Here is a 26131-nt window from a genome sequence, read left to right as displayed (position 1 = left end):
TCTTCTGCATCTGACATATACATGTGCCCGCCGCGATCCGCATTGCCAGACCACGCCGGGCTGCTTATCCCACACTACAGGTCCGGCTTATAGTCCCGCTGATGCACATGGAGGTTCACATGTCATCCGAACTACACACAGGACAGATGGCGGCGGTGGTCGGCAGCGGCGCGAGCGGCCTTATCGCCGCGCTGGCGTTGGCGGCGGGCGGTGTCGCCGTCAGGCTCGTTGCCCCCCCGCGCACGCCTGATCCGCGCACGACGGCGCTGATGGATGGCTCGGTCCGGGCGTTGCTGGCGCTGGGTGTGTGGGAGACGCTGCGCCCGCACGCCTCCCCGCTGCGGGTGATGCGGCTCGTCGACGATACCGGGCGGCTCATCCGTGCCCCGGAGGTCGAATTCCGGGCCGGCGAACTCGGGCTGGAAGGCTTTGCCTGGAACGTCGAGAACGAAGCGCTGCTCACCGCCCTCGACGCGGCGGTGGCGGGATCGCCCGGCATCGAGCGCGTCTCTGCCCGCGTCATCGGCGTGGTCGATGGGGCCGAGCACGCCACGCTGGAACTGGAGGGCGGCGGCAGCCTCGCCGTGTCGCTGGTCGCGGCGGCGGATGGGCGCAATTCGCCCTGCCGGCGGGCGGCGGGCATCGAGGTGAAGACCCGCGCCTATCCCCAGGTCGCTGTCACCGCCACCCTCGCCCACAGCCGCCCGCATCGCGATGTCTCCACCGAGTTCCACACCCGCACCGGGCCGTTCACCCTCGTGCCGCTGCCGGAGAATCGCTCCAGCGTCGTCTGCGTCGTCTCGGCGGCGGAGGCCGAGGCGCTGGCGGGGCTGGACGATGACGCGTTCGCCCTCGCCATGGAGCGCAAGGCGCATTCCCTGCTGGGTGCGATGCGTCTGGTTTCGCCGCGCGGCAGCTTCCCGCTCAGCCAGCGCACCGCCGCGTGCTTCGCCAAGGGTCGTGTCGCGCTGGTGGGCGAGGCCGCGCACATCCTTCCGCCGATCGGCGCGCAGGGGCTCAATCTGGGCATTCGCGACGCCGCCACCCTGGCGGAGATCGTCGGCGATGCCGGCCGGGCCGGGCGCGATATCGGCGGCACCGAAGTGATGGAGGCTTATGAACGCCGACGGCGCGCCGACGTCGCCTCGCGCGGCTTCGCCATCGACCTGTTCAACCGCTCGCTGCTGACCGATCTGCTCCCCGTCGCCGGCCTGCGCGGGCTCGGCCTGTGGATGCTCGGCCAGTCGCCGGGGCTGCGACGCCTGGTGATGCGCGAGGGGGTCGGGCCGACCCGCGACGTGCCGCGCCTGCTGGCGGGCGAGCCGGTCTGAGCTACTGCAGCAGCCCGTGCGGCAGCATGTCGTGCTGGATGGCGTAAAGCATCGCCGTCACCGTCGCCACCGATACCACCGTGCCGACCAGCACCCCCCCGGAAGCACCCGCGACATAGGTGTCGTACTGCTTGGCCATGATGAACGCGTTCAGCGCCGGCGGCAGGCTGGCCATCAGCACGGCCGTGGCGACCCACACCGGGTCGAAGCCCCCGACCAGGCTCAGCACCAGCCAGACCAGCGCCGGGTGGATCACAAGCTTGATCGCCAGCAGCCACGGCACTTCGCTTTGCATCTTCCCCATCGGCCGCAGCGCGACCGAGACGCCGAGCGTGAACAGCGCGCAGGGGGCGGCGGCGTTGCGCAGGAATTCCAGCGTCTTGTCCAGAGCGGCCGGCGGCTGGAATTCGAGATAGGCCGACAAGACCCCGAGAAAGGTGGCGATATTGAACGGGTGGGTAACGACGCGGCGCACCACCAGCAGCAGCGTGTGGCCCAGTCCGCGCTTGTCGCGTCCGCCCATCGCCATCAGCACGGGAACGATGGTGAAGAAGAACAGGCTGTCGAAGACGAAGATCAGGGCCGTGGGCACCGAGGCACCGGCGCCGAGCGCGCCCAGCGTCAGCCCCGGCCCCATATAGCCGACATTGGAGTAGGAGCCGACAATGGCAGCGATGGCGGCCTCGGGCAGGTTGCCGCGCCGCAGCCACAGTCCCACCAGCAGCGAGAGCGTGAAGCACACCGCCGTCGTCGCGGTCGTCGCCAGGATGAAGGAGCCGTTGGTCAGTTCGTGAAAAGGCGTGCGCGCCACCAGCGAGAAAAACAGTGCCGGCAGCGCCAGATAGATGATGAAGAAGCTGAGCCAGGCGAGGCCGCTTTCTGGGATGCGCGCCAGCCGGCCGCATCCCAGCCCCAGGAAGATCACACCGAAGAAGGGAAGCGCGAGCGCGAGGACCTCGTCCATGACGGCTCGCTACCGGCTCGCCTCGTTGCGGTCAATCGCCATCTTTGGCCCTTGTCGCGGCCCTGTGGTCGCGGCGTGCGGGCATGCGCGTTGCATGAGCGGCGGTTGACAGGCTCTGGCGTCGCCCGCTACGGGGGCGCCAACCTTCAAGGCGGACGAGTTCATGATGAAAGAGCGGAACGCCAAATACCGTATCGGTGAGGTCGTCCGGCACCGGCACTATCCGTTTCGCGGCGTGGTGTTCGATGTCGACCCCGAATTCGCCAACACGGACGAATGGTGGGAATCGATCCCGGAAAATATCCGCCCGACCAAGGACCAGCCGTTCTATCACCTGCTGGCTGAAAACGCGGAGACCGAGTACGTCGCCTACGTGTCCGAGCAGAACCTGGAACTCGACACCACAGGCGAGCCGGTGCGCCATCCCCAGGTCGCCGAGATGCTGGCGGCCGATGGCGATGGCGGCTGGCGGGTGCGCAGCGAACGGCTGCAATAGACGTCGCCGCCTTCCCCGCCTTTAAACGAAAACGCCCGGCTCATCGCCGGGCGTTCGCAATCTGCAAAGTGCCTGACCTCAAAGAGGTCTGGCCCCGGAAGGCGTCCGGCGTCACTGCGCCGGCGCGTTCTTCAGCTTCTCGGCACCGAGCTTTTCAAGGCCGGCCTTGGTCTGCTGCTCGCGCTGCTCGGCTTCGGCCTTGATCTGCTCCTGGCGACCCTTCACCTGCTCCTGGATCTTGGCGATCTGCGCCTCGAACGCCTTCGGGTCGGTCTGCGGGCCGTCATAGACCTTGGCGAAATCGCCGAGCCCGATCGGGTAGGAGATGAGGCGGCCCACCGCATTGGCGACCTGCAGGGTCAGGCCCGGGGCCTTCTTCATGCGATCGACGAAGCCCTGGTCGACCTGGATGTCGCCACGGCAGAAGCGCTCGTCGCACATCACGAAGGTGCCCAGGATCGGCTGCTCATTAGCCAGCGCCACGCGGAAGCCGTTGCGCAGCAAGAGACCGGTCGGGAAAGCGACGGTGAACGCTTTCTTGGGGTCGTCCTGCACTTCAAAGACGCCGAAGCGGACGAGGAACTGCCCGGTATCGGTGATGATGGTCTGCTCAAGCTCGCAGACTTCCTTGTTGATCGAGGCTTCCTGCCGGCAGCGCTTCATCCACGGGATCGGGATCGCCGGAATCTGCTGCGGAGCGGCGGCCTGCTGGCCAGCGGCGGGTGCCGGCTGGGCGGCCGGGGCCGCCGGCTTGGCGCCGGGCTTGGCGGGAGCCGTCTGGGCGAGCGCAGCGCCGCCCGCAAGGGCCAGCGCAAGTGCGGCGCCGGCAAGGCTGCGCGCAAGAGTGGAGCGATGGATCATGTCGAGTTCCTGTCGAGCGAACCGGATAGAGAGAACAGCGGACGCTTCGCCGCCATAACGCGATCGTGGGGCTGTCTCAAGCGCAATTGAGGCGACAGAGTGACCCCGGCACATATCGGTGTCTGGTTCATGCTAGAAGTCGGCGGCAAACACGATCCGAATCGCAACCAGGAGCCGATGCGTGAGCGGTATCACCCGGCGGGCCTTTGCGCGCAACGTCTTAATTGCTGGCGGAACGGCATTGGGCTACCCGCGCGTTACGCCCGTATGGGCGCAGGCGAGCGTAGCCCCACCGGATCTGGCCGCTCCTGCCGGCCAGGGAATCGCCCTGCCCCGGCATGGCATCGCCATGCATGGCGCGCCTCTGCATCCGGACGGCTTCGCCCATTACAAAAGCGTCAACCCGCTGTCCCCGAAGGGGGGGCGGCTTGTCCAGGGCGCTGTCGGCACCTTCGACAGCCTGAACCCGTTCATCGTCCGCGGTACTGCCCCGCCCTTCGTCCGCTGGAACATCGTCGAAAGCCTGATGGCGCGGAGCCCGGACGAGGCGTTCACCTGCTACGGGCTGCTGGCGCGCAGCGTCGAGACGGACGCGGCGCGCTCCTATGTTACCTTCGGGATCGACCCGAGCGCCCGCTTCTCCGACGGCACGCCGGTAACGGCGGACGATGTACTGTTCTCGTTCGAGCTGCTGCGCGCCAAGGGACGACCGAACCACCGCACCTATTATGGCAAGGTGGCGAAGGCCGAGGTGACGGGCCCTCTCGCCATCCGCTTCACCTTCGGCGTGGTCGACCGTGAACTGCCGCTTATCCTCGCCCTCATGCCGGTGCTTGCCCGCCACGCCACCGATGCCGACAGCTTCGAGCAGACCAGCTTCAAGGCGCCCCTCGGCAGCGGTCCCTATGTCGTCACCGAGGTCAAGCCGGGCGAGTCTGTGCTGCTGGCGCGGGCGCCCGCCTATTGGGGCGTGGACTTGCCGGTCAATCGCGGCAATTTCAATTTTGACAGTCTTCGCTACGACTTCTACCGGGATGTGAATGCACAGTTTGAGGCCTTCAAGCGCGGGCTCTATGACATTCGCTACGAGACCGACCCCGGCCGCTGGAAGACCGGCTACGACTTTCCCGCCGTGCGCGACGGCCGCATCGTCACCGAGGATGTCGCCACGGGCACGCCGAAACCCTATTCGGCACTGATCTTCAACATGCGCCGCCCGCTCTTCGCGGACGCACGGGTGCGGCAGGCGATGGTGGCGCTGTTCGATTTTGAATGGGCCAACCAGAACCTTTATTTTAGTCTCTACCGCCGCAATGGCAGCTTCTACGACGATTCCGAGCTCTCCTCGCTCGGCCGCGCGGCGGATGCGCGCGAGCGCGCCTTGCTTGCCCCCTATGCCGACGCCGTGCTGCCTTCGGTGATGGACGGCACATGGCACGCCCCGCGCTCGGACGGCTCGGGCCGCGACCGCACGCAGCTGCGTCAGGCGCTGGAGCTTTTCAAAGCCGCCGGCTGGGAGCTGAAGGCCGGCATGCTGGCCAACCGTGCAAGCGGCCAGCCCTTCGCGCCTGAGCTTCTCGTCGGCACCAAGGATCAGGAGCGGCTCGCCCTCGCCTATCAGAACATGGTGCGGCGGGCGGGCATCACGCTGAACATCCGCCTCGTCGACAACGTGCAGTTCGAGGCACGCAAGCAGACCTACGACTACGACATGGTGCCTTATATCTGGGACCAGTCGCTCTCGCCGGGCAACGAGCAGGCGTTCTATTTCGGCTCCGCTGCCGCCGACACCCCCGGCACCCGCAATTTCATGGGCTTGAAGAGCTCGGCGGCGGACGCGATGATCGAGGCGCTGCTGGCGGCGCAGGCGCGAGAGGATTTCGTCTCGGCGGTGCGTGCGCTCGACCGGGTGCTCATCTCAGCGCAATTCTCGGTGCCGCTGTTCTACACCCCGGGCCAGTGGATCGCGCGCTGGCGCAAGGTGGAGCGCCCGCAGACGCTGGCGCTTTCCGGCACGCTGGCGGAAAGCTGGTGGCAGGGAAAGGGCTAGCCGGGCACCGTCCGGAGCAACGAACCTTCGCGCCACAGACGGCCAAAACCGCGTCATCGCCTATATGAAGCGCTGGACAGCCGCGCCGGAACGCGGTCCTTAAGGGCAGTGCGCGCGGCCAGCCTGCAAAGGCGGGGCCGGCCTCGTTCGATTGAAGTGCTGGAGCCAAGTCCATGCGTTACGCCGTCCTTTCCGTCGCCGCCCTCCTCGTCGCAGGGCTGGCGCCTGCCAGCGCGCAGCAGCCGATCGAGGTGCATCCGAGCAAGCCGGCCGGGGGCGGGCTGGAAATCACCATTCCGCCGATCAACAACCCGAACTATCTCGACTACGGCCCACTGCCGGATCATCCGGGAGCAGATAAAAGCCAGGACTACATGGACCAGGCCGGCGGCAATTACGAGAACCTCAGCGGCCCCGGCTCGGATGTCGATGCCGACGTGATGCCCGACAGCGACGGCGCCTATGAGAGCCCGCTGGACTGAGCGCAAGCTCTGAGGGGCCGCCAGCCGGGGCCCCTCTCTCCTGCGTCATCCCGGAAGGACCGCAGGTCCTATCCGGGATCGCGCCCCCATCCTGGGAACGATCCCGGCCCTCCGCCGTCGGCTGCGGCCGGGATGACGGCTGGCCCAGCGAGGCGGCCCGCTTACGCCGCCTTCGCCGCGAGGCAGCGGCTACGCCGCCTTCGCCGCGAGGCGGCGTCTACGCCGCCTTCGCCCCCTGCTCGGCGATCTTCGCCAGTTCCTTGAGAATGCCGGCGCTGCCCTTGAGCCGCGCATTGGCGCTCGGCCAGTCCTCCGAGAACACAACCTTGCCGTCGGGCCGCATCTTGGCCACCACATGCGGCTTGCCGACATAGGCGATGAAGCCGGCAGGGTTGCCGAAGCGCCCGCCGCGGAAGGTCAGCACCATGCCGCGCGGCCCGGCATCCACCTTCTCGACATTGGCGCGGCGGCACAGCGCCTTGATGCCCACCAGCTTGAGCAACTGCTCCACCTCTTCCGGTAGCGTGCCAAAACGGTCGACCATTTCCGCGCCCATCGATTCGATCTCGGCGTCGGTTTCCAGATCGGCAAGGCGGCGGTAGAGGCTGAGGCGGACATGCAAATCCGTCACATAGTCCTCCGGGATCAGCACCGGCGTGCCGATGGAGATGGTGGGCGACCATTTGTCGGCGACCGGCGCGGTGATGCCGGCCTTGAGGTTGGCGATCGCCTCCTCCAGCATCTCCTGGTAGAGCTCGTAGCCGACCTCCTTGATATGGCCGGACTGCTCGTCGCCCAAGAGATTGCCGGCGCCGCGAATGTCGAGGTCGTGGCTGGCGAGCTGGAAGCCCGCCCCCAGCGTATCCAGCGACTGTAGAACTTTCAGCCGGCGTTCGGCCTGCGCCGTCACCTGCTTCTGCACCGGCAGGGTGAAGATGGCATAGGCTCGCGTCTTGGAGCGCCCCACCCGCCCGCGCAGCTGGTACAGCTGGGCGAGGCCGAACATGTCGGCGCGGTGGATGATCAGCGTGTTGGCGGTCGGGATGTCGAGGCCGGACTCCACGATCGTCGTCGAGAGCAGCACGTCGAACTGCCCGTCATAGAAGGCGGACATGATCTCTTCGAGCTGGGTCGCCGCCATCTGGCCATGGGCGACAGCGACCTTCACCTCCGGCACGGCCTTGTCGAGGAAGTCCTTCACCTCGGCGAGGTCCTCGATGCGCGGGCAGACATAGAAGCTCTGGCCACCGCGGTAGCGCTCGCGCAGAAGCGCCTCGCGCACGATCAGCGGATCGAACGGGGTGATGAAGCTGCGCACCGCCAGCCGGTCCACCGGCGGCGAGGCGATGATGGACAGTTCGCGCACCCCGGTCATGGCGAGCTGCAGCGTGCGCGGAATCGGCGTCGCTGTGAGGGTCAGCACATGCACCTCGGCGCGCATCTGCTTCAGCCGTTCCTTGTGGCCGACGCCGAAATGCTGCTCCTCGTCGACAATGACGAGGCCGAGGTCGCGGAACGAGATCGCCTTGCCCAACAGCGCATGGGTACCGACGACGATATCGACGGTGCCGTCCGCGAGGCCCTTCTTGGCCTCCGTCATGTCCTTGCCCGTCACCAGCCGCGACAATTGCCGCACCACGACCGGCAGTCCCTTGAAGCGTTCGGAAAAGGTCTTGAAGTGCTGGCGCGCCAGCAGCGTGGTCGGCACCACCACTGCCACCTGCTTGCCGTTCAGCGCCACGGCGAAGGCCGCGCGCAAGGCCACCTCGGTCTTACCGAAGCCGACATCGCCGCACACCAGCCGGTCCATCGGGTGGCCGGAGCCGAGATCGTCGAACACCGCCTCGATGGCGGCTTCCTGGTCCTCGGTCTCCTCATAGGGAAAGCGAGCGCGGAATTCGTCATAGATGCCGGGGGCCGGCACCAGGCGCGGGGCTTCCTGCGTCTGGCGCTGCGCCGCCACCTTGATCAGCTCTGCCGCCATCTCGCGAATGCGGCTCTTCATCCGCGCCTTGCGCGCCTGCCAGCCGCCGCCGCCCAGCCGGTCGAGCTGCGCCTCGGTATCCTCCGAGCCGTAGCGTGACAGCAGTTCGAGATTCTCCACCGGGAGGAAGAGCTTGGAGCCTTCGGCGTAGTGGATTTCGAGGCAGTCGTGCGGCGCGCCCATCGCCTCGATGGTCTTCAGCCCGATGAAGCGGCCGATGCCGTGGTCGACATGCACCACGAGGTCGCCGGCGGTGAGTGCGCCCAGTTCCGCGATCACGTCCTGCGGCCGGCGCGCCTTGCGCTTGGGTCGCACGAGGCGGTCGCCGAGAATATCCTGCTCGCCGATGACGACGAGGGAGTCGGTCTCGAAGCCGGCCTCGATGCCGAGCACCGCCAGTGCGATCGTGCCCTTGGGCAGCGCCTCGGCTGCATCGCGCGAGCCGACCGTCTGGGTACCTTTGAGACCGTGATCGGCCAGCACGGTGGAAAGCCGGTCACGCGAGCCGTCCGACCAGGCGGCGAGGATGGTGCGCTTGGACTTTGCCAACTCGCGCAGATAGGTGGCGGCAATGTCGAACAGCGCCGCTTCCGGGTCCGCCCGCTCCGGCGCAAAGGAGCGCGCCGCGCGGCCGTCGAGGTCGATCACGTCCTTCGATTCCGGCAGCGCGTAGGCGGAGAGCGCGAGATTGCGCGCGCCCTCGCGCCGGGCTTTCCACTCCTCCGCCGTCAGGTAGAGCGCATCCGGCGGCAGCGGCTTGTAGGGTACGGAGGCGCCCCCATGCTCCAGCCCGTGCCGGCGGGCATCGTAATAGTCGGCAATCTGTTCGAGCCGCGAGGAGGCAGCCTCGTCGCCCTGCGCCTCCATCACGACGGGCGCGTCGGGAGCGTAGTCGAACAGCGTGTCGAGCCCTTCGTGGAACAGAGGCAACCAATGTTCCATGCCGGGATAGCGCCGTCCCTCGCTCACCGCCTCATAGAGCAGGTCGCCGCGCGGTGCTGCGCCGAAGGCGGCGACATAGGCCATGCGGAAGCGCTTCATCGTCTCGCTGGTGAGCTGCACTTCGCTCATCGGCACGAGGTCGAGCGCGCGCATCTGCATGGCGGTGCGCTGCGTCTCGGGGTCGAAGGAGCGGATCGATTCCAGCGTGTCGCCGAAGAAGTCGAGCCGCACCGGGGTCGGCATGCCCGGGGGAAACAGATCGACAATGCCGCCGCGCACCGCATATTCGCCGGTGTCGCGCACGGTGGAGGTGCGCTGGAAGCCGTTGATCTCGGCCCAGCCCACCACCTCGTCCAGCGAGAGCGCATTGCCCGGCGCCGCCGAAAAGGACTGCGTGGCAATCAGCGCGCGCCGGGGTACGCGTTGCAGCGCGGCGTTCACCGTGGTCAGCACGATGGTGCCGGCCTCTCGGCCCTTCACCCGGGCGAGGCGCGCCAGCGTGGTCATGCGGCGGGCGATGATCGCGCTGTTGGGCGAGGCGCGGTCATAGGGCAGGCAGTCCCAGGCCGGGAACGGCAGCACCTCGACACCGGGGGCGAAGAAGCCGAGCGCCCGCTCCAGCTCCGCCATCCGCTCGCCATCGCGGCAGATGACCAGGAGCGTCGGCCAGGGCGCGTCCTCTTGTGCGGCGAGCGCCCGGGCGAGATCGGCGACGACCAGCCCCTCCATGCCGGCGGGCACATTGGCGAGAGTCAGGGTGCGGCCGGGGGCAAGCCGTTTGGTCAGGGAGGCAAGGGGCGTCTTCATGTCGTCGGCGTCTTCATGGCGTGGTCGGCTTCATATCTCGGGAACACCCTCTCCCGACAGGTGGAACTGGCGGAAGCGGTGGAAAAGCGGGGTGTCAAATTCCGGCGTCGGCACGCCGCTGCCGAGCCAGCCATAGAGGTCCGGGTCCTCGACCTCGATCAGTTCCTCGAAGGCGGCGACGTCGTCCTCGCTCAGTTCGCCGATGCAGGCATCGGCGAAGCGGCCCATCAACAGGTCCATCTCGCGCGTGCCGCGATGCCACGAGCGGTAGAGAATGCGGCGGCGGCGGGCATCGAGGCCGGCGCTGGAGCGCGTGGTGCCGGTCATGTGTCGACCTCGGTGGCGGAGGCGCCGGAATGCGACGCTGGGAAGGCGGTGTATCTAACGCGCGCGGGCGCCGCTGTCAGGTGGCTTATGGGCATGGCTGGTGCGATGCCTGACAGGACGATTGCGCCCCGCCCGCCCATCGTCCACCTTCCCGGCATCATGCGGCCCGACATCCTCAATCCCTATTTCGCCGAAATCACCGGACTGCCCGGCATCGGCCCGAAGCTCGCGCGTCCGTTCAACCGCCTTCTCGGGCGCGAGGAAGGCGCGCGGGTGCTCGATCTCCTGCTGCACCTGCCCTCCTCCACCATCGACCGGCGGGCGCGGCCGACGCTTGCCGAGGTGGCGCCCGACACCGTGGTGACGGTGGAAATCCATGTCGACCGCCATGTCGCCCCGCCGCGCGGTTCCCGCGCCCCCTACCGGGTCTATGGCCATGACGCGACCGGCGACCTCGGGCTCGCCTTCTTCAAGGCCGAGCGGAGCTGGATGGAGCGCCTGCTCCCCGTCGGCGAGACGCGCTGGGTGTCCGGCACCGTCACGCTTTACGACGGCATGGCGCAGATGGTTCACCCCGACCGCGTGGTGGATGCCGCCGGCCTTGCCAAGCTGCCGCCGATCGAGCCGCTCTATCCCCTCGTCGAGGGGCTGGGACAGGGCCATGTGCGGCGCGCCGTCGAGGCCGCCCTCGCTCAGGCCGGCGATCTGCCGGAATGGCGGGCGGAGGCGCCAGAAATCGGCTTCCTCGCCGCCCTGCGCAAGGTTCACCAGCCGCACGATACGCTGGACGCCAGCCCGCTCGGCCCGGCCTGGCAGCGGCTCGCCTATGACGAACTGCTCGCCGGCCAACTCGCCCTCGCTTTGCTGCGCGCCAGCACGGTGAAGCAGGCGGGGCGACCGAGCCTTGGCGACAGGAAGGTATCCGACCGCATCCTCGAAGCCCTGCCCTTCTCCCTTACCGGCTCGCAGGTCGAGGCGCTGACGGCCATTCGCGCCGACCTCGCCTCGCAGGACCGCATGCTGCGCCTGCTGCAGGGCGATGTCGGCTCGGGCAAGACGGTGGTGGCGCTGCTGGCGGCGGCCACCGTCATCGAGGCCGGACGACAGGCGGCGCTGATGGCGCCGACCGAAATCCTCGCCCGCCAGCACATGAAGACCATTGCCCCGCTGGCGGAGAAGGCGGGCCTTCGCGTCGCGCTGCTCACCGGCCGCGAGAAGGGGCGCGCGCGGGCGGAACTGCTCGCCCGGCTGGCGGCTGGCGAGATCGACTTCGTCATCGGCACCCACGCTCTATTTCAGGAAGGCGTCGCCTTCCGCGAACTGGCGCTCGCCATTGTCGACGAGCAGCACCGTTTCGGCGTCCACCAGCGGCTGGCGCTGGCCGCCAAGGGCGATGCGGTGGACGTGCTGGTGATGACCGCCACGCCCATCCCTCGGACGCTGGTGCTGACCTATTTCGGCGACATGGACTCCAGCGAACTGCGCGAGAAGCCGGCGGGCCGCCAACCCATCGACACCCGCGCCATACCCTCCGACCGCATCGACGAGGTCGTCGCCCGCCTCGGCCGGGCACTGGAGGAGGGCCGCCGCGCCTACTGGATCTGCCCGCTGGTGGAAGAGTCGGAAACCTCCGACCTCGCGGCAGCCGAAGCGCGCTTCGGCGAGTTGCACGCGCATTTCGGCGCCCGCGTCGGCCTCGTCCACGGCAAGATGAAGGGTGCGGAAAAGGACGCGGCCATGGCCGCCTTCGCCGCCGGAGAGACCCAGCTTCTCGTCGCCACCACAGTGGTGGAGGTGGGAGTCGATGTGCCGGAGGCCAGCATCATCGTGATCGAGCATGCGGAACGTTTCGGCCTCGCGCAGCTTCACCAGTTGCGCGGCCGGGTCGGGCGCGGGTCGGAGGCCTCGACCTGCGTGCTTCTCTACCGCCGGCCGCTGGGCGAGATCGCCCGCCAGCGGCTGGAGGCGCTGCGGTCGTCCGAGGACGGGTTCTTCCTCGCCGAGCAGGATCTGAAACTGCGGGGCGAGGGCGACGTGCTCGGCACACGACAGAGCGGCTTCCCCGGCTTCAAGCTGGCGCAGCTGGACGTGCATGGCGACCTTCTGGTGCAGGCACGGGCGGAGGCGCTGGAAACAGTCAAGAACGATTCCGATCTTCAGGGCCCACGTGGCGCGGCTCTGCGGCTGTTGCTACATGTTTTCGAGCGGGACGTGGCGGTGAAGCTGCTGAGCGCGGGTTGATGACTACAGGATGAGGCTCGAACGACTTGGCGATGCGGTGATGCACCCCTGCATGACGGAGCCTGAGCGAAAGACGTCTTCCGTTGCGGCACCTTTGCGCTGGGCGATGTTTGCCCTTGCCTGGGTGTGCGTCGGGCTGGGCGTCATCGGCATCGTCACGCCTGTGATGCCGGGCACCGTGTTTCTCATCCTCGCGGCCTGGCTGTTCACCCGCTCCTCGCCGCGCTTCGAGCGCTGGCTGCTCACCCATCCACGCCTTGGCCCCTCGGTGGTGGCATGGAGGGCAAATGGCGTCGTGCCGCGCTGGGCCCAGTTTACTGCTGCCGGCAGCATGGCCGGAAGCTTCGCGCTGCTGGTGTTCATCGGCCTGCCCGTGCCGGTGCTGGCGATCATCGGGGCGATTTTCATCGGCGTGTGCGCCTATCTGCTGACCCGGCCGACCGCATGAATCCCGCCGGCCCTGCTGGCCTCATCCTCGCCGGCGGCCTGTCACGGCGCATGGGTGGCGGCGACAAGGGGCTGCAAAAGCTGGGCGGGCAAACCATTCTGGCGCGCATCGCCGGCCGCCTTGGCCCGCAGGTGTTCCCGCTGCTCCTGAACGCCAACGGGCCGGCGGAGCGATTCGAGCTCGGCCTGCCTGTCGTGGCGGACACCCTCCCCGGCCATCCCGGCCCATTGGCCGGCATCCTCGCCGGTCTCGACCATCTGGCACGGGAGGCGCCAACCACCCGCTTTCTTGTCACCGTGCCGAGCGACTGCCCTTTCCTGCCCCGCGACCTCGCCGCGCGGCTGGTGGGGGCGGCGCAGGCTTCGGGGGCCGCCTATGCCGTTTCCGGCGGGCGGGAGCATCCGGTGGTCGGGGTGTGGGAGGTGGCTGCCCGGGAAGCTTTGCGGCGCCTGCTGGTGCAGGAGGACGAGCGCCGGATGATGCGCTGGGCACGCCATAGCGGTGCCGTGCCGGTGGAATGGCCGGCCTTGCCGGTCGACCCGTTCGTCAACCTCAACACCCCCGAGGATGTCACGGAGGCCGAGCGCCTGCTCGCTGCCTATCCCACGCTCTGATCCGCCGAGACACGCCAGGCGATGCCGGCGACCGGCGCGGCGTGCTGGTCGGCGAAATCGGCAATGGCCTCAATGTCGTCGAGATCGATCACCGGGCGCGGGCAGCCCGGCACCGCCCGGTCGCAGGCGACACCGACGATGAACGGATCGTCGGGATAGAGGAACGGCTTGCCGACCTCCGCCCGGTGGATCTCGATCTTGGGATGGTGGTCACGCTTGAAGCCTTCGACCAGCACGAGATCGACCGGCGACAGCCGGGCGACGAGTTCCGGCAGGTCGGGCTCGTCGGAACCGCGCAGCTCATGCATCAGCGCCCAGCGATTGGCCGAAGAGATGAGCACCTCGCTGGCCCCGACCGTGCGGTGGGTGTGCGAATCCTTGCCCGGCTTGTCGACATCGAAATTGTGGTGAGCGTGCTTCACCGTGGAAACGCGGTGCCCGCGCGCCACCAGAACGGGAATCAGCCGCGCCAGCAGCGTGGTCTTTCCCGCACCGCTCCACCCCGCAAATCCGATCAGCCGCATGCACGTCTCCCCTGCCCGTCTCGACGCTGGAGCACGCGCCGATCAGCTTGCGTCGCAAGCTGATCGGTAAATCGCCCTCTAGCGTGCGGCACTTCGCGTCCCGCCGCCCGCCGCGTCAAGCCGGGAGGCGGGATGACCCGATCACGCTTTCCGCTTGCCCGCCGCGCGCGCCCGTCCTACCCCGGCGCGGGATGGTGCCATGGATCACGACGACGCGCCGCTGCGACTAGACCTCAAGGGGCTGAAATGCCCGCTGCCGGCGCTGCACACGAGGCGGGCGCTGGCGCGCGTGGCGCCGGGAACGGTGATCCTCGTCGACTGCACCGACCCGATGGCGGCGATCGACATTCCCCATCTTGCCCGCCAGGACGGCCATACGCTGGAGAGCGAGGCACGGCAGGATAGCGTCCTGTCCTTCCGCATCCGCAAGGGTGAAACCGCGTCGGGATAGGCGGCTCAGGCCGCCTGCCAGTCGAAGGGCAGCGGCGCTTCGCGGAAGGCGAAGCGGTCGAGATGCCGGGAGACGACGCCTTTCATCTGCTCCAGCGTCTGCGCGTCGGGCGCCTCGATCCGCACCGCGAGCCCGTCCGGTCCGGCCTCCATTGTGGCGACCGTCCCCTCGGGAAAGGTGACGACGCCCCGCTCTGCGGTGAAGTTCACTTCAAGCTTGTGCGCCCAATGCTTGCAGAGCTGCTGGAGATAGCGGCTGGCGTGAGCAGTCGGGATTGTGGCAGTGGTGCTGGGCATGGCGAATTGACCTAAGGGGATGGAAAAGTACCGGGAAACCGTTCTATCTATCCGAGCCTACCAAAGCCTCGGGGTCAAAAATGAAACTGCCACGCCGCCTGTTCACTCTCATCGCCCTGACCGCTCCCATCGTCCTCCTCACCGGCCCCATCGGGCACGCCAATCCGGCCCATGTGCCGCATCACGGACAGAGCGCCGCCGCGCCGCTGCCGTCGCGGGCCGACACCCATGTCTACCTGCTGCGCGGGCTGTTCGGCGTGTTCTCAACAGGGCTCGACGCACTGGCCAAGCAATTGAAGGCGCAGGGCTATCACGCCGAACTCTATGGCTGGGACGAGGCGCAGCAGGTCATCGACCTGATCCGGCGCCGTGAGCAGCAAGGCCATGAGGGTCCGACGATCCTGATCGGTCACTCGCTCGGCGCCAATGCGGTGATCACAGTCGCCGAGAGCCTGAACAAGCGGTCCATCGCGGTCGATCTCGCTGTCACCTTCGATGCGACCGATCCCGATCCGGTGCCGCAGAATGTCGCGATTCTTATCAATTTCTGGGCGGATGACGGCTTCGGCGTGCCGGTGACGGCGGTGCCCGGCTATACCGGCGACCTGCAGAACATCGATCTGTCCGACGAGCCGGGCATCGACCACACCAGCATCGATACGATGGACCCGTTCCACCAGACCGTGATCGCCCGGCTGGAAAGCATCACCGGAAACTGACGCGCCGGCCGCCCGGACGGGAGCCGGCGCGACGCCTCACTTCAGGGCGGCGTCGACCGCACCGCGCACCCACGCTTCGGGGGTGACCTTCGCAGCGGCGGCCTTGGCGTTGATGTCGTTCAGCAGTGCCGGCGGGAAGGCGACGTCGAGGATCACCGCATCGGCGCTGTCGAGCGAATAGACGGTGCGGGTGACGCGCGAGGCGAAGGACGCGAGCTTGGCGGTCTTGGCGCTGTCGCTCAGCCCGGCCTGCGTTGCGATGGAGGGGCAGTAGGCGGCGATCACGCCATCAATGATGAGCCCCGAGCCGATTCCCTTGGCGCGCAGCGAATCAACGGCCGCGTCCAATGCATCCGGCGCGTCGAGCCCGTCGCCGGCCGGCAGCGCCGCCTTGATGGTGGCCGCCTGGGAGGCTTCGAGCGTGCTCGTGGGGCACTCGAAAGCACCCGCCGCCAGCGCCGGGCACGCGGCGGCGACAGCAAAAGCGAAGGCCGTGGCCGGGAGAAACTTTGCGTATGACATCTCAACACCCGCTTCTGAAAACGGCTTCAGGAACAACGCCTTTGCGCGTGGTGAGCCCGCTGGGACTCGAACCCAGGACCTCATGATTAAAAGTCACGCGCTCTAACCAGCTGAGCTACGGGCCCCCACGGGAATGGGGCTTAAGGGTTTCGCTCGGCGAAGGCAAGCCGCAGAGGCCATTCATGCGCATGGTTTCCGGAAGGCCACCCGTGCCATGAGATCGCTTGCTCGATTGCACGAATGCAAGAGCGCTCCGTCTATCATGCCGCTTCCGCCGCGCCGCCGGCCGCACTAGCTTCGCCCCAGGATTTCAAGCGGGACCGGGCGTTCCGCAACCGAGGAGCGGAACATGGCGAAAGTCCTGGTGCTGTATTATTCGACCTATGGCCACATCGAGACGATGGCGGAAGCCGTTGCCGACGGTGCGCGCGAGGCGGGCGCCGAGGTGGTGGTGAAGCGCGTGCCGGAAACGGTGCCGGAGGAGGTCGCGAAGGCGGGCTATTTCAAGCTCGACCAGAAGGCGCCGGTCGCGACCGTCGACGAACTCAAGGATTATGACGCGATCATCTTCGGCGCGCCCACCCGCTTCGGCACGGTGGCCTCGCAGATGCGCAGCTTCATCGACCAGACCGGCGGTCTGTGGTTCGCTGGCGCTCTGGTCGGCAAGGTGGGGTCGGTCTTCACCTCTTCCGCGACCCAGCATGGCGGGCAGGAATCGACCATTCTCGGCTTCCTGCCGACCCTGCTGCATCACGGCATGGTGGCCGTCGGCCTGCCTTACGCCTTCCAGGGCCAGATGGGCGTGGACGAGATCAAGGGCGGCTCTCCCTATGGCGCCTCGACCATCGCCGACGGCGACGGCTCGCGCCAGCCTTCCGAGGTGGAACTCGCCGGCGCCCGCTTCCAGGGCAAGCATGTCGCCACCATCGCCGGCAAGCTGCACGGGTGAGCTTGATGAAGACGGCGTCATCCCGCCGAAGCGTAGCGCCGGGATCGCTCTCCCCCAATCGGCGCGATCCCGGATCGGCCTTCGGCCATCCGGGATGACGTTGCATCCTGGGGTCAGCGCGCCGGGATATCCCCGCGCGCCCAGCCTTCCTTGACCTCGGCCTTGAACGCCTCGAACCGTCCCTGCGCGATGGCGGCGCGGATGCCGGCCATCAGGCTCTGGTAATAGGCGAGGTTCACCCAGGTCAGCAGCATCGACCCCAGCATCTCCTCGCAGCGCACGAGGTGATGGAGATAGGCGCGGGAATAGTCGCGTGCCGCCGGACAGTCGCTTTCCGCATCCAGAGGGCGCGGATCGTCGGCGTGGCGGGCATTCTTCAGGTTGATCTTGCCGAAGCGGGTGAAGGCCTGCGCGTGGCGGCCGGCGCGGGTCGGCATCACGCAGTCGAACATGTCGACACCGCGCGCCACGCTCTCGATCATGTCGTCCGGCGTGCCGACGCCCATGAGGTAGCGCGGCTTGTCCACTGGCAGGATCGGCGTCACCACCTCCAGCATCGCCAGCATCACCGCCTGCGGCTCGCCGACCGCGAGGCCACCGATGGAATAGCCGGGGAAGTCGATGTCGATGAGCCCGCGCGCGGATTCTATGCGCAGTTCCGCATCGTCGCCGCCCTGCACGATGCCGAACAGCGCCCGCTCCTTCGGCTGCGCCTCGAACGCCTTCTTCGAGCGCTCGGCCCAGCGCAGCGAGAGCTGGAGGGCCCGGGATATCTCATCCTTGCTGGCCGGCAGCCGCACGCATTCATCGAGCTGCATCTGGATGTCGGCGCCGAGCAGGCCCTGGATCTCGATGGAGCGCTCGGGCGTCAACTCGTGATAGGCGCCGTCGATATGCGAGCGGAAGGTGACGCCCTTCTCGCTCATCTTGCGCAGCCCGGCGAGCGACATGACCTGGAAGCCGCCGGAATCGGTAAGGATCGGGTGCGGCCAGCGCATCAATTCGTGCAGCCCGCCGAGCCGCGCCACCCGCTCGGCGCCGGGGCGCAGCATCAGATGATACGTGTTGCCGAGCAGGATGTCGGCGCCGAGGTCGCGCACCTGCTCGGGATACATGCCCTTCACCGTGCCGGCGGTGCCCACCGGCATGAAGGCGGGCGTGCGGATGACGCCGCGCGGCGTGACGACCTCGCCATGGCGGGCCGCGCCATCGGTGGCGTGCAGGCGGTAGTGGAAGTCGGTCTGTTCGCGACGGTCAGGATTGTTCATGGCCGGGCTTTTGGCAGCAAAAGGCAGGCATCGCCATAGGAATAGAAGCGATAGCCCTGCGCGATCGCGTGGGCATAGGCGCGCTTCTGCGTGTCGTGGCCGACAAAGGCCGCCACCAGCATGACCAATGTCGAGCGCGGCAGGTGGAAATTGGTCAGCATGCCGTCGATGAAGCGGAAATCGCTGCCCGGGGTGATGAAGATGTCGGTCTCTCCCCGCCACGCGGCGAGCCGCCCGGCCTCCGACGCTGCGCTCTCGATCAGCCGCGTCGCCGTGGTGCCGACCGTGACCACCCGTCCACCGCGCGCCTTGACGGCATTCAGCGCGGCGGCGGTGTCGGCGGAGACCTCGCCCCATTCGGCGTGCATGCGATGGTCGCTGGTGTCGTCGGCCTTGACCGGCAGAAAGGTGCCGGCACCGACATGCAGCGTGACGCGATGGGTTTCGACGCCCCGCGCCGCCAGCCGTGCGATCAGTTCGGGGGTGAAATGCAGCCCGGCGGTGGGGGCGGCGACCGATCCCTCATGCGCCGCGAACATGGTCTGGTAGTCGGCGCGGTCCTGCGCGTCGTCCGGGCGCTTGGCGGCAATATAGGGCGGCAGGGGGATGTGGCCGATGGCGGCGATGGCGGCATCGAGCGCCGGGCCGGACGCCGCGAAGCGCAGCGTGACCTCGCCGCCCTCGCCCTTCCCTTCGATATGGGCGGCGAGCGTGACGGCACCCTGCGCGGCGGAAAATTCTATCCTGTCGCCAACCGCCAGCCGCTTGCCCGGCCGCGCCAGGGCCAGCCAGCTATCGGGACCGAGCCGCTTGTGCAGCATCGCCTCCACCTGCACGCCCTCCCCTTGCGAGGCGGCGCGGCGGCGAATGCCGTCGAGGCGAGCCGGAAACACGCGTGTGTCGTTGACGACAAGCGCATCGCCGGGCGCCAGCAGATCGGGAAGGTCGCGCACCTGCGCGTCCGCCAGCTCCGGCGTGGCGCCGGGACGCACGACGAGCATCCGCGCCGCATCGCGCGGCGAGACGGGCCGCAGCGCGATGCGCTCGGGCGGCAGATCGAAATCGAACAGGTCGACGCGCATCCGGCTAAGCCTGAAATAGCGATCCCGGCGCGCGCAGCAGCGCGGCCGGGATGACGCAGGGTCTCAAGGTGACGAGCGATCAGGCGGAGACGGTCGCCTTGACGATCTTGTCCGGGTTCTGCACCGGCTCGCCGCGCTTGATCTTGTCGACGTTGTCCATGCCCTCGGTCACTTCGCCCCACACGGTGTACTGACCGTCGAGGAAGCCGGCATCGCCGAAGCAGATGAAGAACTGGCTGTCGGCCGAATCCGGGCTCTGGGCGCGGGCCATGGAGACCGTGCCGCGCACGTGGCGGCCCTTGTTGAACTCGGCCTTCAGGTTCTTGCCCGAGCCGCCACGGCCGGTGCCGGTGGGGTCGCCGGTCTGGGCCATGAAGCCGTCGATAACGCGGTGGAAGACCACGCCGTCATAGAAGCCCTGCTTCGCCAGCTCGGCAATGCGCGCGACATGGCCGGGCGCCAGATCGGGACGGAAGCGGATGGTGACCGGCCCCTGCGTCGTTTCGAGCAGCAGCGTGGTTTCAGTGGTGTCGGTCATTTTACTCTCCTTGCAAGTGATAGTGGTGGCGCGGCGTTACTTGACGTCCTCGCGGCGTCACTTGACGTCCTCGCGGCGTCATTTGACGTCCTCGCGGCGTCATTTGACGTCCTCACGGCGTCACTTGACGTCCGCAGCGACCTTCATCGAAACGATCTTGTCGGGGTTCTGCACCGGCTCGCCGCGCTTGATCTTATCGACGTTCTCCATGCCCGAGACCACTTCGCCCACAACCGTGTACTGGCCATTGAGGAACGAGGCGTCGCCGAAGGTGATGAAGAACTGCGAGTTGGCGCTGTTCGGGGCGGAGGAGCGGGCCATGCCCACCGTGCCGCGCTTGAACGGCACCTTGGAGAACTCGGCCGGCACGTTGGGGTAGCGCGAGCCGCCGGTGCCATTGCCGAACTGCCCGTCGCCGGTCTGGGCCATGAAGCCCTCGATGACGCGGTGGAACGGCACGTTGTCGTAATAGCCCTCGCGCGCCAGCGTCTTGATACGCTCGGCGTGCTGGGGGGCGAGATCGGCGCGCAGCACGAAAACCACCGGACCCTTGGTGGTCTGCATGATGATGGCGTTCTGCGGGTCGACATTCGGCGGCAGCTTGGGCGCCTGCGCCGATGCCGGCGCAACGGCCATGACGGCCAGCACGCAGGCGGCGGAGAAGGCGGCGAGAAGGCGTCGGATCATGGGCAGGAACTCCGTTGAGCGATGGCGGGCGCCGCCCGCCGCTAGGCCTTGCGCCCGAACCGTCCGCTGAGGCGGGCCAGCACGGCGCTTGGCACGAAGGCGGACACATCGCCGCCCATGGCAGCGATCTGCCGGACCAGAGTGGCGGTGATGGGGCGGGCAATGGGGGATGCAGGCAGAAAAACGGTCTGCACGCCGGGCTTCAGCGTCGCATTCATTCCCGCCATCTGCATTTCATAGTCGAGATCGGTGCCATCGCGCAGGCCGCGGATCAGCAGGATGGCACCGTGGGCCTGCGCCGCATCGACCACCAGATTATCGAAGGTGACGCAGTCGAGATGAGCGCCCTCTTCCCGCGCGATCGGCTCGAACACCTCGCGCAGCATCTCCAGCCGATCGGCCGCAGCGAAGAGCGGCGTCTTGCCGGGATGGACGCCGACGCCCACCACGAGCCGGTCCACGAGCCGGGCGGCCGCGCGGGCGACCTCGACATGGCCGTTGGTCGGCGGGTCGAACGAGCCGGGATAGAAGGCGGTGCGCATGGCGCTCATCATGGGCCTCAAGAGTGCGCGGCAAGCGTTAGCGGCCTCCTGCGGCGGACGCAAGCGCCGGGCGGGTGATGAATGCCCTCACCGGGCTCCCAGCGAGGCGTCGAGGAAGCCGGCGATCTCGTCCGCCACCTGATGGTGGATGGTGGCACGCGCGGCGCCATCGGCATCCCGGCAAACCCTGCCGTCCCCGGGGACTTCCTTTTCCAGCAGCTCGCTGCCGCCCGGCTTGCACAGGTTGAGGAAGCTGAAATGGGTGGCGCCGGGAACCCCGATATAGCGGGTCGCGCTCTGCGGCAGCCCACTGGCGAGATGACGGGATTCCAGTTCGGCAGGCAGATGCGCGTCGCCACCATCGGCCGCCATCACCAGCACAGGCACGTGCAAACGGCTGAGGCTTTCCGGCTCAAAGCCCCGCGCCAGCCCGAGATCGAGCGACACCACTGCCTTGACGCGCGGGTCGGACAGATCCTGTCCGAGAGCGGCGCGGGCCTCGCTGTCGGCGCCGGCGCCAAGCTGACGGTAGACGTCGCAGGCTGCGAGCGCCGTGTTCACGCGGCAATCGGCGTCAAACCGTGCCGCGTCGAACCGCGCGCCGGCGATTTCCATCACCGTCCAGCCGCCCAGCGAATGACCGATAACCGCGACTTTGTCCGGGGAGACCACGCCGGACCATGCGGGAGCGCGGGTCAGTTCATCAATGACGTGGGAGATGTCGCGCGGGCGCTCCCACAATCGGCTGCCGATCCTCTCGTCCATATTTCGCGTCGTGGTGCCGGGATGGTTCACCGCCGCGACCACATAGCCGCGTCGGGCAAGATCAACCGCCAGCCACGCCTGGTTGAGCAGGTTTCCGCTGAAGCCGTGCGACAGCACCACGAGCGGATGCCTACCGGGCTCCGGCGGGGCGTCCGGCAGAACCGACTGGCCAACAAAGACCACGTTGTCACCGATAAGCCGAGCCTCGCCGCCCGCCTGCGTCGGGTACCACACGGCGACATCCAGTTTCCGGCTGCCGTCGCTCGCTGAAATCTGGAACTGGCGAAACCCGGTCGCACCACCGGCATGGGCGGGCGTGCCCGTGTGACACGTGACGAGGAACCAGGCCACGGCGACAAGCGCGATGCGCATCATGCTCTCTCACCTGAGCTGGACCCGCGCGCAGGCGCCAGCCCCGAACGAAGGGCGGCGCGGGATGTCTCCGCGCCGCATCTATGGAAGACGCGCCGCTACACCGGAGCCTCGCCGGCCTCGCCCTCACCCTCGCCGGCGATCACGGCCTCTTCGGCCTCTTCCTCGCTGACCCGTTCGACCGACACCACCTTCTCGTCTTCGGCGGTGTCGAACACGATCACGCCCTGGCTGCCGCGCCCGACGGTGCGGATGCCCTTGACCGGGCAGCGGATGAGCTGGCCGCCATCGGTGACGAGCATGATCTGGTCGGCCTCCTCCACCGGGAACGAGGCGACCAGCGGCCCGTTGCGGTGATTGACCGCCATGGCGACGATGCCTTTGCCGCCGCGCCGCGTGGTGCGGTACTCATAGGACGAGGTACGCTTGCCGTAGCCATTCTCCGACAGGGTGAGGATGAACTGCTCGGCGGCGCCCATGGCGACATAGTGCGCCTGGTCGATCTCGGCCGGGGCGGCGACGCCCTCCTCGGCCTCGGCATCCATGATCTCGGCCTCGACGATCTCCGCTTCCTCGGTCCCCGTCCCGGCCTCGTTCTCCGCGCCGTTCTGGCTGCGGCGAATGGCGTTGGCGAGCTTGATATAGGCAGCGCGCTCCTCGGCCGTGGCATCGACATGGCGGATGATGGCCATGGAGATGAGCCGGTCGCCCTCTTCCAGCTGAATGCCGCGCACGCCCATTGAATCGCGGCCCTTGAAGACGCGAACCTCGGTGGTGGGAAAGCGAATGCACTGGCCGCGCGCGCTGGTGAGCAGCACATCGTCCGTGACGGTGCAGAGCTGCACGCCGGCGATCGATTCGCCCGCTTCCAGCTTCATGGCGATCTTGCCGTTGCGATTCACATTGGTGAAATCGGAAAGCTCGTTGCGCCGCACCGTGCCGGAATTTGTGGCGAACATGATCTGAAGCCGGCTCCAGAACTCTTCGTCCGGCAAGGCCATGATCGACGTGATGCGCTCGCCTTCCGTCAGCGGCAGGATATTCACCAGCGCCTTGCCACGCGATTGCGGGGCGGATATCGGCAGGCGCCAGACCTTTAGCTTGTAAACTTGGCCCTTGGAGGAGAAGAACAGCACCGGCGCGTGGGTGGAGGCGACGAAGATCCGGGTGACGAAATCCTCGTCCTTCGTCTGCATGGCCGAGCGGCCCTTGCCGCCGCGCCGCTGCGCACGGTAGGTCGAGAGCGGCACGCGCTTTACATAGCCGGCATGGGACACGGTGACGACCATGTCCTCGCGGGCGATCAGATCCTCGTCCTCGAAGTCGCCCTCAGCCTCGATGATCTCGGTCTTGCGCGGGGTGCCAAACTCGGCCTTCACCGCCAGCAACTCGTCCTTGACGATAGTGCGGATGCGTTCGCGGCTACCGAGAATGTCGAGATATTCGCGAATCTCGACGGCGATCTTATCGAGCTCATCCGCTACCTCGTCGCGGCCGAGCGCGGTAAGGCGCTGCAGGCGCAGCTCAAGAATGGCCCGCGCCTGCTCGGCCGAAAGCCGATAGGTGCCGTCTTCCGCCAGACGGTGGCGCGGATCGTCGATCAGCGCGATGAGCGGCGCGACGTCCATGGCCGGCCAGTGGCGGGTCATCAACGCCTCGCGCGCCGTCGCCGGGTCGGGCGAGGTGCGGATGGTGTGGATGATCTCGTCGATATTGGCGACCGCGATGGCGAGGCCCACCAGCACATGGGCGCGGTCGCGCGCCTTGCGCAGAAGGAATTTGGTGCGCCGGCTAACCACATCCTCGCGGAAGGCGACAAAGGCGGTCAGCAGGTCCAGCAGGTTCATCAAGGCGGGCTTGCCGCCATTCAGCGCCACCATATTGGCGCCGAACGACGTCTGCAGCGACGTCATGCGGTAGAGATTGTTGAGCACGACGTCGGCCTGCGCGTCGCGCTTGATCTCGAACACGACGCGCATGCCTTCGCGCGACGACTCGTCGCGCATCTCGGCGATGCCCTCCAGCCGCTTGTCCCGCACCAGTTCGGCGATGCGTTCGATCATCGTCGCCTTGTTCACCTGATAGGGAATGGCGGTGACGATGATGGCGTCTCGGTCCTTGCGGATCTCCTCGATCGTCGCGCGCGAGCGCATGACGATGGAGCCACGGCCGGTGAGATAGGCCTGGCGGATGCCGCTGCGGCCGAGAATGAGCGCGCCGGTGGGAAAATCGGGGCCGTGTATGTAGTCGAGCAGTTTTTCGATATCGAGCGCGGGATCGTCGATCAGCGCCACGCAGGCATCCACCACCTCGCCGAGATTGTGCGGCGGGATATTGGTGGCCATGCCGACGGCGATGCCGCCGGCGCCGTTGACCAGCAGATTGGGGTAGCGGGCCGGAAGAACCGTCGGTTCCTGCTCGCGGCCGTCATAATTGGCCTGGAAGTCGACCGTGTCCTTGTCGAGGTCGTCCAGAAGGGTCATCGCCGGCTTGGCGAGGCGCACTTCGGTATAGCGTTCGGCCGCCGGAGGATCGCCGTCGACGGAGCCGAAATTGCCCTGGCCGTCGATCAGCGGCAGGCGCATCGAGAAGTCCTGCGCCAGCCGTACCAGCGCGTCGTAGATCGCCTGGTTGCCGTGCGGATGGTACCGGCCCATCGTGTCGCCGGTGACGCGGGCGGATTTGTTGTAGGGCCGCTCCGGCGTGTAATTGTTCTCGCGCATGGAGAACAGGATGCGCCGATGCACCGGCTTGAGGCCGTCGCGCACGTCGGGAAGCGCGCGCGAGACGATGACGCTCATCGCGTAATCGAGATAGCTGCGCGAGAGCTCATCGGTGATGGAGACGGGCCGGATATCCGAAGGACCGCCGCCCTCCGGGTTCAAAGTATCGGAATCGGACAAGGAATCGTCTTTCCGTGGTTGCGGAACATGTTCGTCTGTTTAGCCGATTCCGCCCGGAAAGGCCAGCAAAGGAGGTTTTTCGGCGCCGCGAAAAACGCTGTTAAGTCAGAAACTTACAGGCGCATTTCCGCAGCATCGCCGGAACGTGGCGCCCGCGTGGCGGCGAGGGCCGTCCGGCGGCGGTGACGAGCCCCTTGGCAGCGCGTCGCGCAGGCGATCTTATAACGCGATACCGCACCGCGACTGCGCCGGCAGAGGGCGATCGACCGGCGGCGGGCGGCCGGAGCAGCAACGGGGGCGCGCGCCTTGATGGACTATGTGTTCTCGGCGATCGTCACCATGCTCGTGGTGATCGACCCGATCGGCCTAGCGCCCCTGTTCCTGGCGGTGACCTCGGACCTGACCGGCGCCGAGCGGCGGCTCGTGGCGCTGCGCTCGGCCGCGATCGCGCTGGCCATACTGGTTGCCTTCGGGCTCGTCGGGGCGCCGCTGCTGGCGGCGCTGGGCATCACCCTCCCCGCCTTCCGCATTGCTGGCGGGCTCCTGCTGTTCGCGATTTCGTTTGAAATGGTGTTCGGCCGCCGCACCGAGCGCAAATTCGACGCCTCGGAAGTCGCGCAGCGCGACAAGCTGCTGCGCACGCTGGCGGTGTTCCCGCTCGCCATCCCGCTCATGGCCGGCCCGGGTGCCATCACCGCCATGCTGCTGCTGGCCGGCGAGGCGCGGGGCGACCTGCGGCTGCTCGCACTGCTCTTCATCATCACCGCACTGGTGATCGGCAGCTGCCTCGCCGTCTTCCTCGCGGCCCGCCATGTGGACAAGCTGCTTGGCATAACCGGCAACGTCATCCTCTCGCGCCTGCTCGGCATCGTGCTGGCGGCGCTGGCGGTTCAGTTCGTCATCGACGGGATCAGGGCGTCGTTTTTGGGGTGAGCCCTTGGCCGTGAGATTTTAGCCAGACGCCCG

The 26131-nt window shown here is 67.6% G+C and carries 25 protein-coding genes and 1 tRNA gene; 11 read left to right on the top strand and 15 right to left on the bottom strand.

The window, feature by feature from the left end; all coding sequences use genetic code 11:
- The first annotated feature begins 119 nt into the window (after positions 1–119).
- Positions 120–1331 carry a UbiH/UbiF family hydroxylase gene (locus EV667_RS11295; RefSeq protein WP_131835440.1) on the top strand — a complete coding sequence of 404 codons (1212 nt, stop codon included), beginning with the start codon at positions 120–122 and terminating at the stop codon, positions 1329–1331.
- A gap of 1 nt (position 1332) precedes the next feature.
- Here EV667_RS11295 and EV667_RS11290 read toward each other — a convergent pair whose 3' ends face one another.
- Positions 1333–2295 carry an AEC family transporter gene (locus tag EV667_RS11290; RefSeq protein WP_131835439.1) on the bottom strand — a complete coding sequence of 321 codons (963 nt, stop codon included), beginning with the start codon at positions 2293–2295 and terminating at the stop codon, positions 1333–1335.
- 166 nt (positions 2296–2461) lie between these two features.
- On the opposite strand from EV667_RS11290, the gene hspQ reads away from it, so the two are divergent.
- Positions 2462–2791, top strand: a complete 330-nt coding sequence (gene hspQ / locus EV667_RS11285) for a heat shock protein HspQ (RefSeq protein WP_207907768.1) — start codon at positions 2462–2464, stop codon at positions 2789–2791.
- 111 nt (positions 2792–2902) lie between these two features.
- Here hspQ and EV667_RS11280 read toward each other — a convergent pair whose 3' ends face one another.
- The gene (locus tag EV667_RS11280) at positions 2903–3652 is read right to left on the bottom strand and encodes an invasion associated locus B family protein (RefSeq protein ID WP_131835437.1); all 750 of its coding nucleotides are present in this window, start codon (positions 3650–3652) and stop codon (positions 2903–2905) included.
- 349 nt (positions 3653–4001) lie between these two features.
- Here EV667_RS11280 and EV667_RS11275 point away from each other — a divergent pair, with 349 nt between their 5' ends.
- Positions 4002–5702: an extracellular solute-binding protein gene (locus EV667_RS11275; RefSeq protein ID WP_131836319.1), complete on the top strand. Its 1701-nt coding sequence runs from the start codon at positions 4002–4004 to the stop codon at positions 5700–5702.
- A 173-nt stretch (positions 5703–5875) separates the two neighbouring features.
- Entirely contained in the window at positions 5876–6184 is a 309-nt protein-coding gene (locus tag EV667_RS11270; protein WP_131835436.1) for a hypothetical protein, read from the top strand.
- A 217-nt stretch (positions 6185–6401) separates the two neighbouring features.
- On the opposite strand, the gene mfd is transcribed toward EV667_RS11270, so the two are convergent.
- Both mfd and EV667_RS11260 read right to left on the bottom strand, forming a co-directional pair.
- On the bottom strand, positions 6402–9917 hold the full coding sequence (mfd, locus tag EV667_RS11265; RefSeq protein ID WP_131835435.1) for a transcription-repair coupling factor: 3516 nt from the start codon (positions 9915–9917) through the stop codon (positions 6402–6404).
- 30 nt (positions 9918–9947) lie between these two features.
- On the bottom strand, positions 9948–10244 hold the full coding sequence (locus EV667_RS11260; RefSeq protein WP_131835434.1) for an FAD assembly factor SdhE: 297 nt from the start codon (positions 10242–10244) through the stop codon (positions 9948–9950).
- Between the two features lie 159 nt (positions 10245–10403).
- Between EV667_RS11260 and recG the strand changes: the two genes are divergently transcribed.
- From recG to mobA, 3 genes are read left to right on the top strand one after another with little or no spacing between them, the layout of a single operon-like run.
- Complete coding sequence (recG, locus tag EV667_RS11255) at positions 10404–12485, top strand: ATP-dependent DNA helicase RecG (protein ID WP_131836318.1); 2082 nt, start codon at positions 10404–10406, stop codon at positions 12483–12485.
- 10 nt (positions 12486–12495) lie between these two features.
- Entirely contained in the window at positions 12496–12933 is a 438-nt protein-coding gene (locus EV667_RS11250; protein ID WP_245516115.1) for a YbaN family protein, read from the top strand.
- Positions 12930–13547, top strand: coding sequence for a molybdenum cofactor guanylyltransferase MobA (gene mobA / locus EV667_RS11245; RefSeq protein ID WP_131835433.1), 618 nt, complete (start codon positions 12930–12932; stop codon positions 13545–13547). Before EV667_RS11250 ends, mobA begins: the two co-directional genes overlap by 4 nt.
- Here mobA and mobB read toward each other — a convergent pair.
- Positions 13532–14071: a molybdopterin-guanine dinucleotide biosynthesis protein B gene (mobB, locus tag EV667_RS11240; RefSeq protein ID WP_131835432.1), complete on the bottom strand. Its 540-nt coding sequence runs from the start codon at positions 14069–14071 to the stop codon at positions 13532–13534. The two genes, mobA and mobB, sit on opposite strands and share 16 nt — an antisense overlap.
- A 199-nt stretch (positions 14072–14270) precedes the next feature.
- Between mobB and EV667_RS11235 the strand changes: the two genes are divergently transcribed.
- Positions 14271–14522 carry a sulfurtransferase TusA family protein gene (locus tag EV667_RS11235; RefSeq protein ID WP_131835431.1) on the top strand — a complete coding sequence of 84 codons (252 nt, stop codon included), beginning with the start codon at positions 14271–14273 and terminating at the stop codon, positions 14520–14522.
- A 5-nt stretch (positions 14523–14527) separates the two neighbouring features.
- Here EV667_RS11235 and EV667_RS11230 read toward each other — a convergent pair whose 3' ends face one another.
- Positions 14528–14818: a DUF2218 domain-containing protein gene (locus tag EV667_RS11230; RefSeq protein WP_131835430.1), complete on the bottom strand. Its 291-nt coding sequence runs from the start codon at positions 14816–14818 to the stop codon at positions 14528–14530.
- A gap of 80 nt (positions 14819–14898) precedes the next feature.
- Between EV667_RS11230 and EV667_RS11225 the strand changes: the two genes are divergently transcribed.
- The gene (locus EV667_RS11225) at positions 14899–15537 is read left to right on the top strand and encodes an alpha/beta fold hydrolase (protein ID WP_131835429.1); all 639 of its coding nucleotides are present in this window, start codon (positions 14899–14901) and stop codon (positions 15535–15537) included.
- A 36-nt stretch (positions 15538–15573) separates the two neighbouring features.
- Here EV667_RS11225 and EV667_RS11220 read toward each other — a convergent pair whose 3' ends face one another.
- Together EV667_RS11220 and EV667_RS11215 are read right to left on the bottom strand one after the other, a co-directional pair.
- Positions 15574–16059 carry a hypothetical protein gene (locus EV667_RS11220; RefSeq protein ID WP_131835428.1) on the bottom strand — a complete coding sequence of 162 codons (486 nt, stop codon included), beginning with the start codon at positions 16057–16059 and terminating at the stop codon, positions 15574–15576.
- A 48-nt stretch (positions 16060–16107) separates the two neighbouring features.
- A tRNA-Lys gene (locus tag EV667_RS11215) sits at positions 16108–16184 on the bottom strand.
- 224 nt (positions 16185–16408) lie between these two features.
- Between EV667_RS11215 and wrbA the strand changes: the two genes are divergently transcribed.
- Positions 16409–17008 carry an NAD(P)H:quinone oxidoreductase gene (gene wrbA, locus EV667_RS11210; protein WP_131835427.1) on the top strand — a complete coding sequence of 200 codons (600 nt, stop codon included), beginning with the start codon at positions 16409–16411 and terminating at the stop codon, positions 17006–17008.
- 113 nt (positions 17009–17121) lie between these two features.
- On the opposite strand, the gene tgt is transcribed toward wrbA, so the two are convergent.
- The 7 genes from tgt to gyrA form a co-directional block, all read right to left on the bottom strand.
- Entirely contained in the window at positions 17122–18276 is a 1155-nt protein-coding gene (gene tgt, locus EV667_RS11205) for a tRNA guanosine(34) transglycosylase Tgt (RefSeq protein WP_131835426.1), read from the bottom strand.
- A complete protein-coding gene (gene queA / locus EV667_RS11200) occupies positions 18273–19358 on the bottom strand; it encodes a tRNA preQ1(34) S-adenosylmethionine ribosyltransferase-isomerase QueA (RefSeq protein ID WP_131835425.1) in 1086 nt (361 codons plus the stop codon). The genes tgt and queA overlap by 4 nt, the downstream gene beginning before the upstream one ends.
- Positions 19359–19437: 79 nt before the next feature.
- A complete protein-coding gene (locus EV667_RS11195; RefSeq protein ID WP_131835424.1) occupies positions 19438–19896 on the bottom strand; it encodes a peptidylprolyl isomerase in 459 nt (152 codons plus the stop codon).
- Between the two features lie 120 nt (positions 19897–20016).
- Positions 20017–20583 (bottom strand): peptidylprolyl isomerase, encoded by a 567-nt coding sequence (locus EV667_RS11190; protein WP_131835423.1) that lies wholly within the window; start codon positions 20581–20583, stop codon positions 20017–20019.
- Positions 20584–20624: 41 nt separating this feature from the next.
- Positions 20625–21125 (bottom strand): pantetheine-phosphate adenylyltransferase, encoded by a 501-nt coding sequence (gene coaD, locus EV667_RS11185; RefSeq protein WP_165901626.1) that lies wholly within the window; start codon positions 21123–21125, stop codon positions 20625–20627.
- A gap of 87 nt (positions 21126–21212) precedes the next feature.
- Positions 21213–22265, bottom strand: a complete 1053-nt coding sequence (locus EV667_RS11180; protein ID WP_207907741.1) for an alpha/beta hydrolase family protein — start codon at positions 22263–22265, stop codon at positions 21213–21215.
- 95 nt (positions 22266–22360) lie between these two features.
- On the bottom strand, positions 22361–25165 hold the full coding sequence (gene gyrA, locus EV667_RS11175; RefSeq protein ID WP_207907740.1) for a DNA gyrase subunit A: 2805 nt from the start codon (positions 25163–25165) through the stop codon (positions 22361–22363).
- 306 nt (positions 25166–25471) lie between these two features.
- On the opposite strand from gyrA, the gene EV667_RS11170 reads away from it, so the two are divergent.
- Positions 25472–26098, top strand: coding sequence for a MarC family protein (locus EV667_RS11170; protein WP_131835421.1), 627 nt, complete (start codon positions 25472–25474; stop codon positions 26096–26098).
- Positions 26099–26131: the final 33 nt, after the last annotated feature.

Source organism: Ancylobacter aquaticus (genome assembly GCF_004339465.1).
In the GTDB taxonomy this organism is placed as follows: Bacteria; Pseudomonadota; Alphaproteobacteria; order Rhizobiales; family Xanthobacteraceae; genus Ancylobacter; species Ancylobacter aquaticus.
Note: the sequence above shows the minus strand (reverse complement) of the source record. Positions and strands in the feature narration are given on the sequence as shown.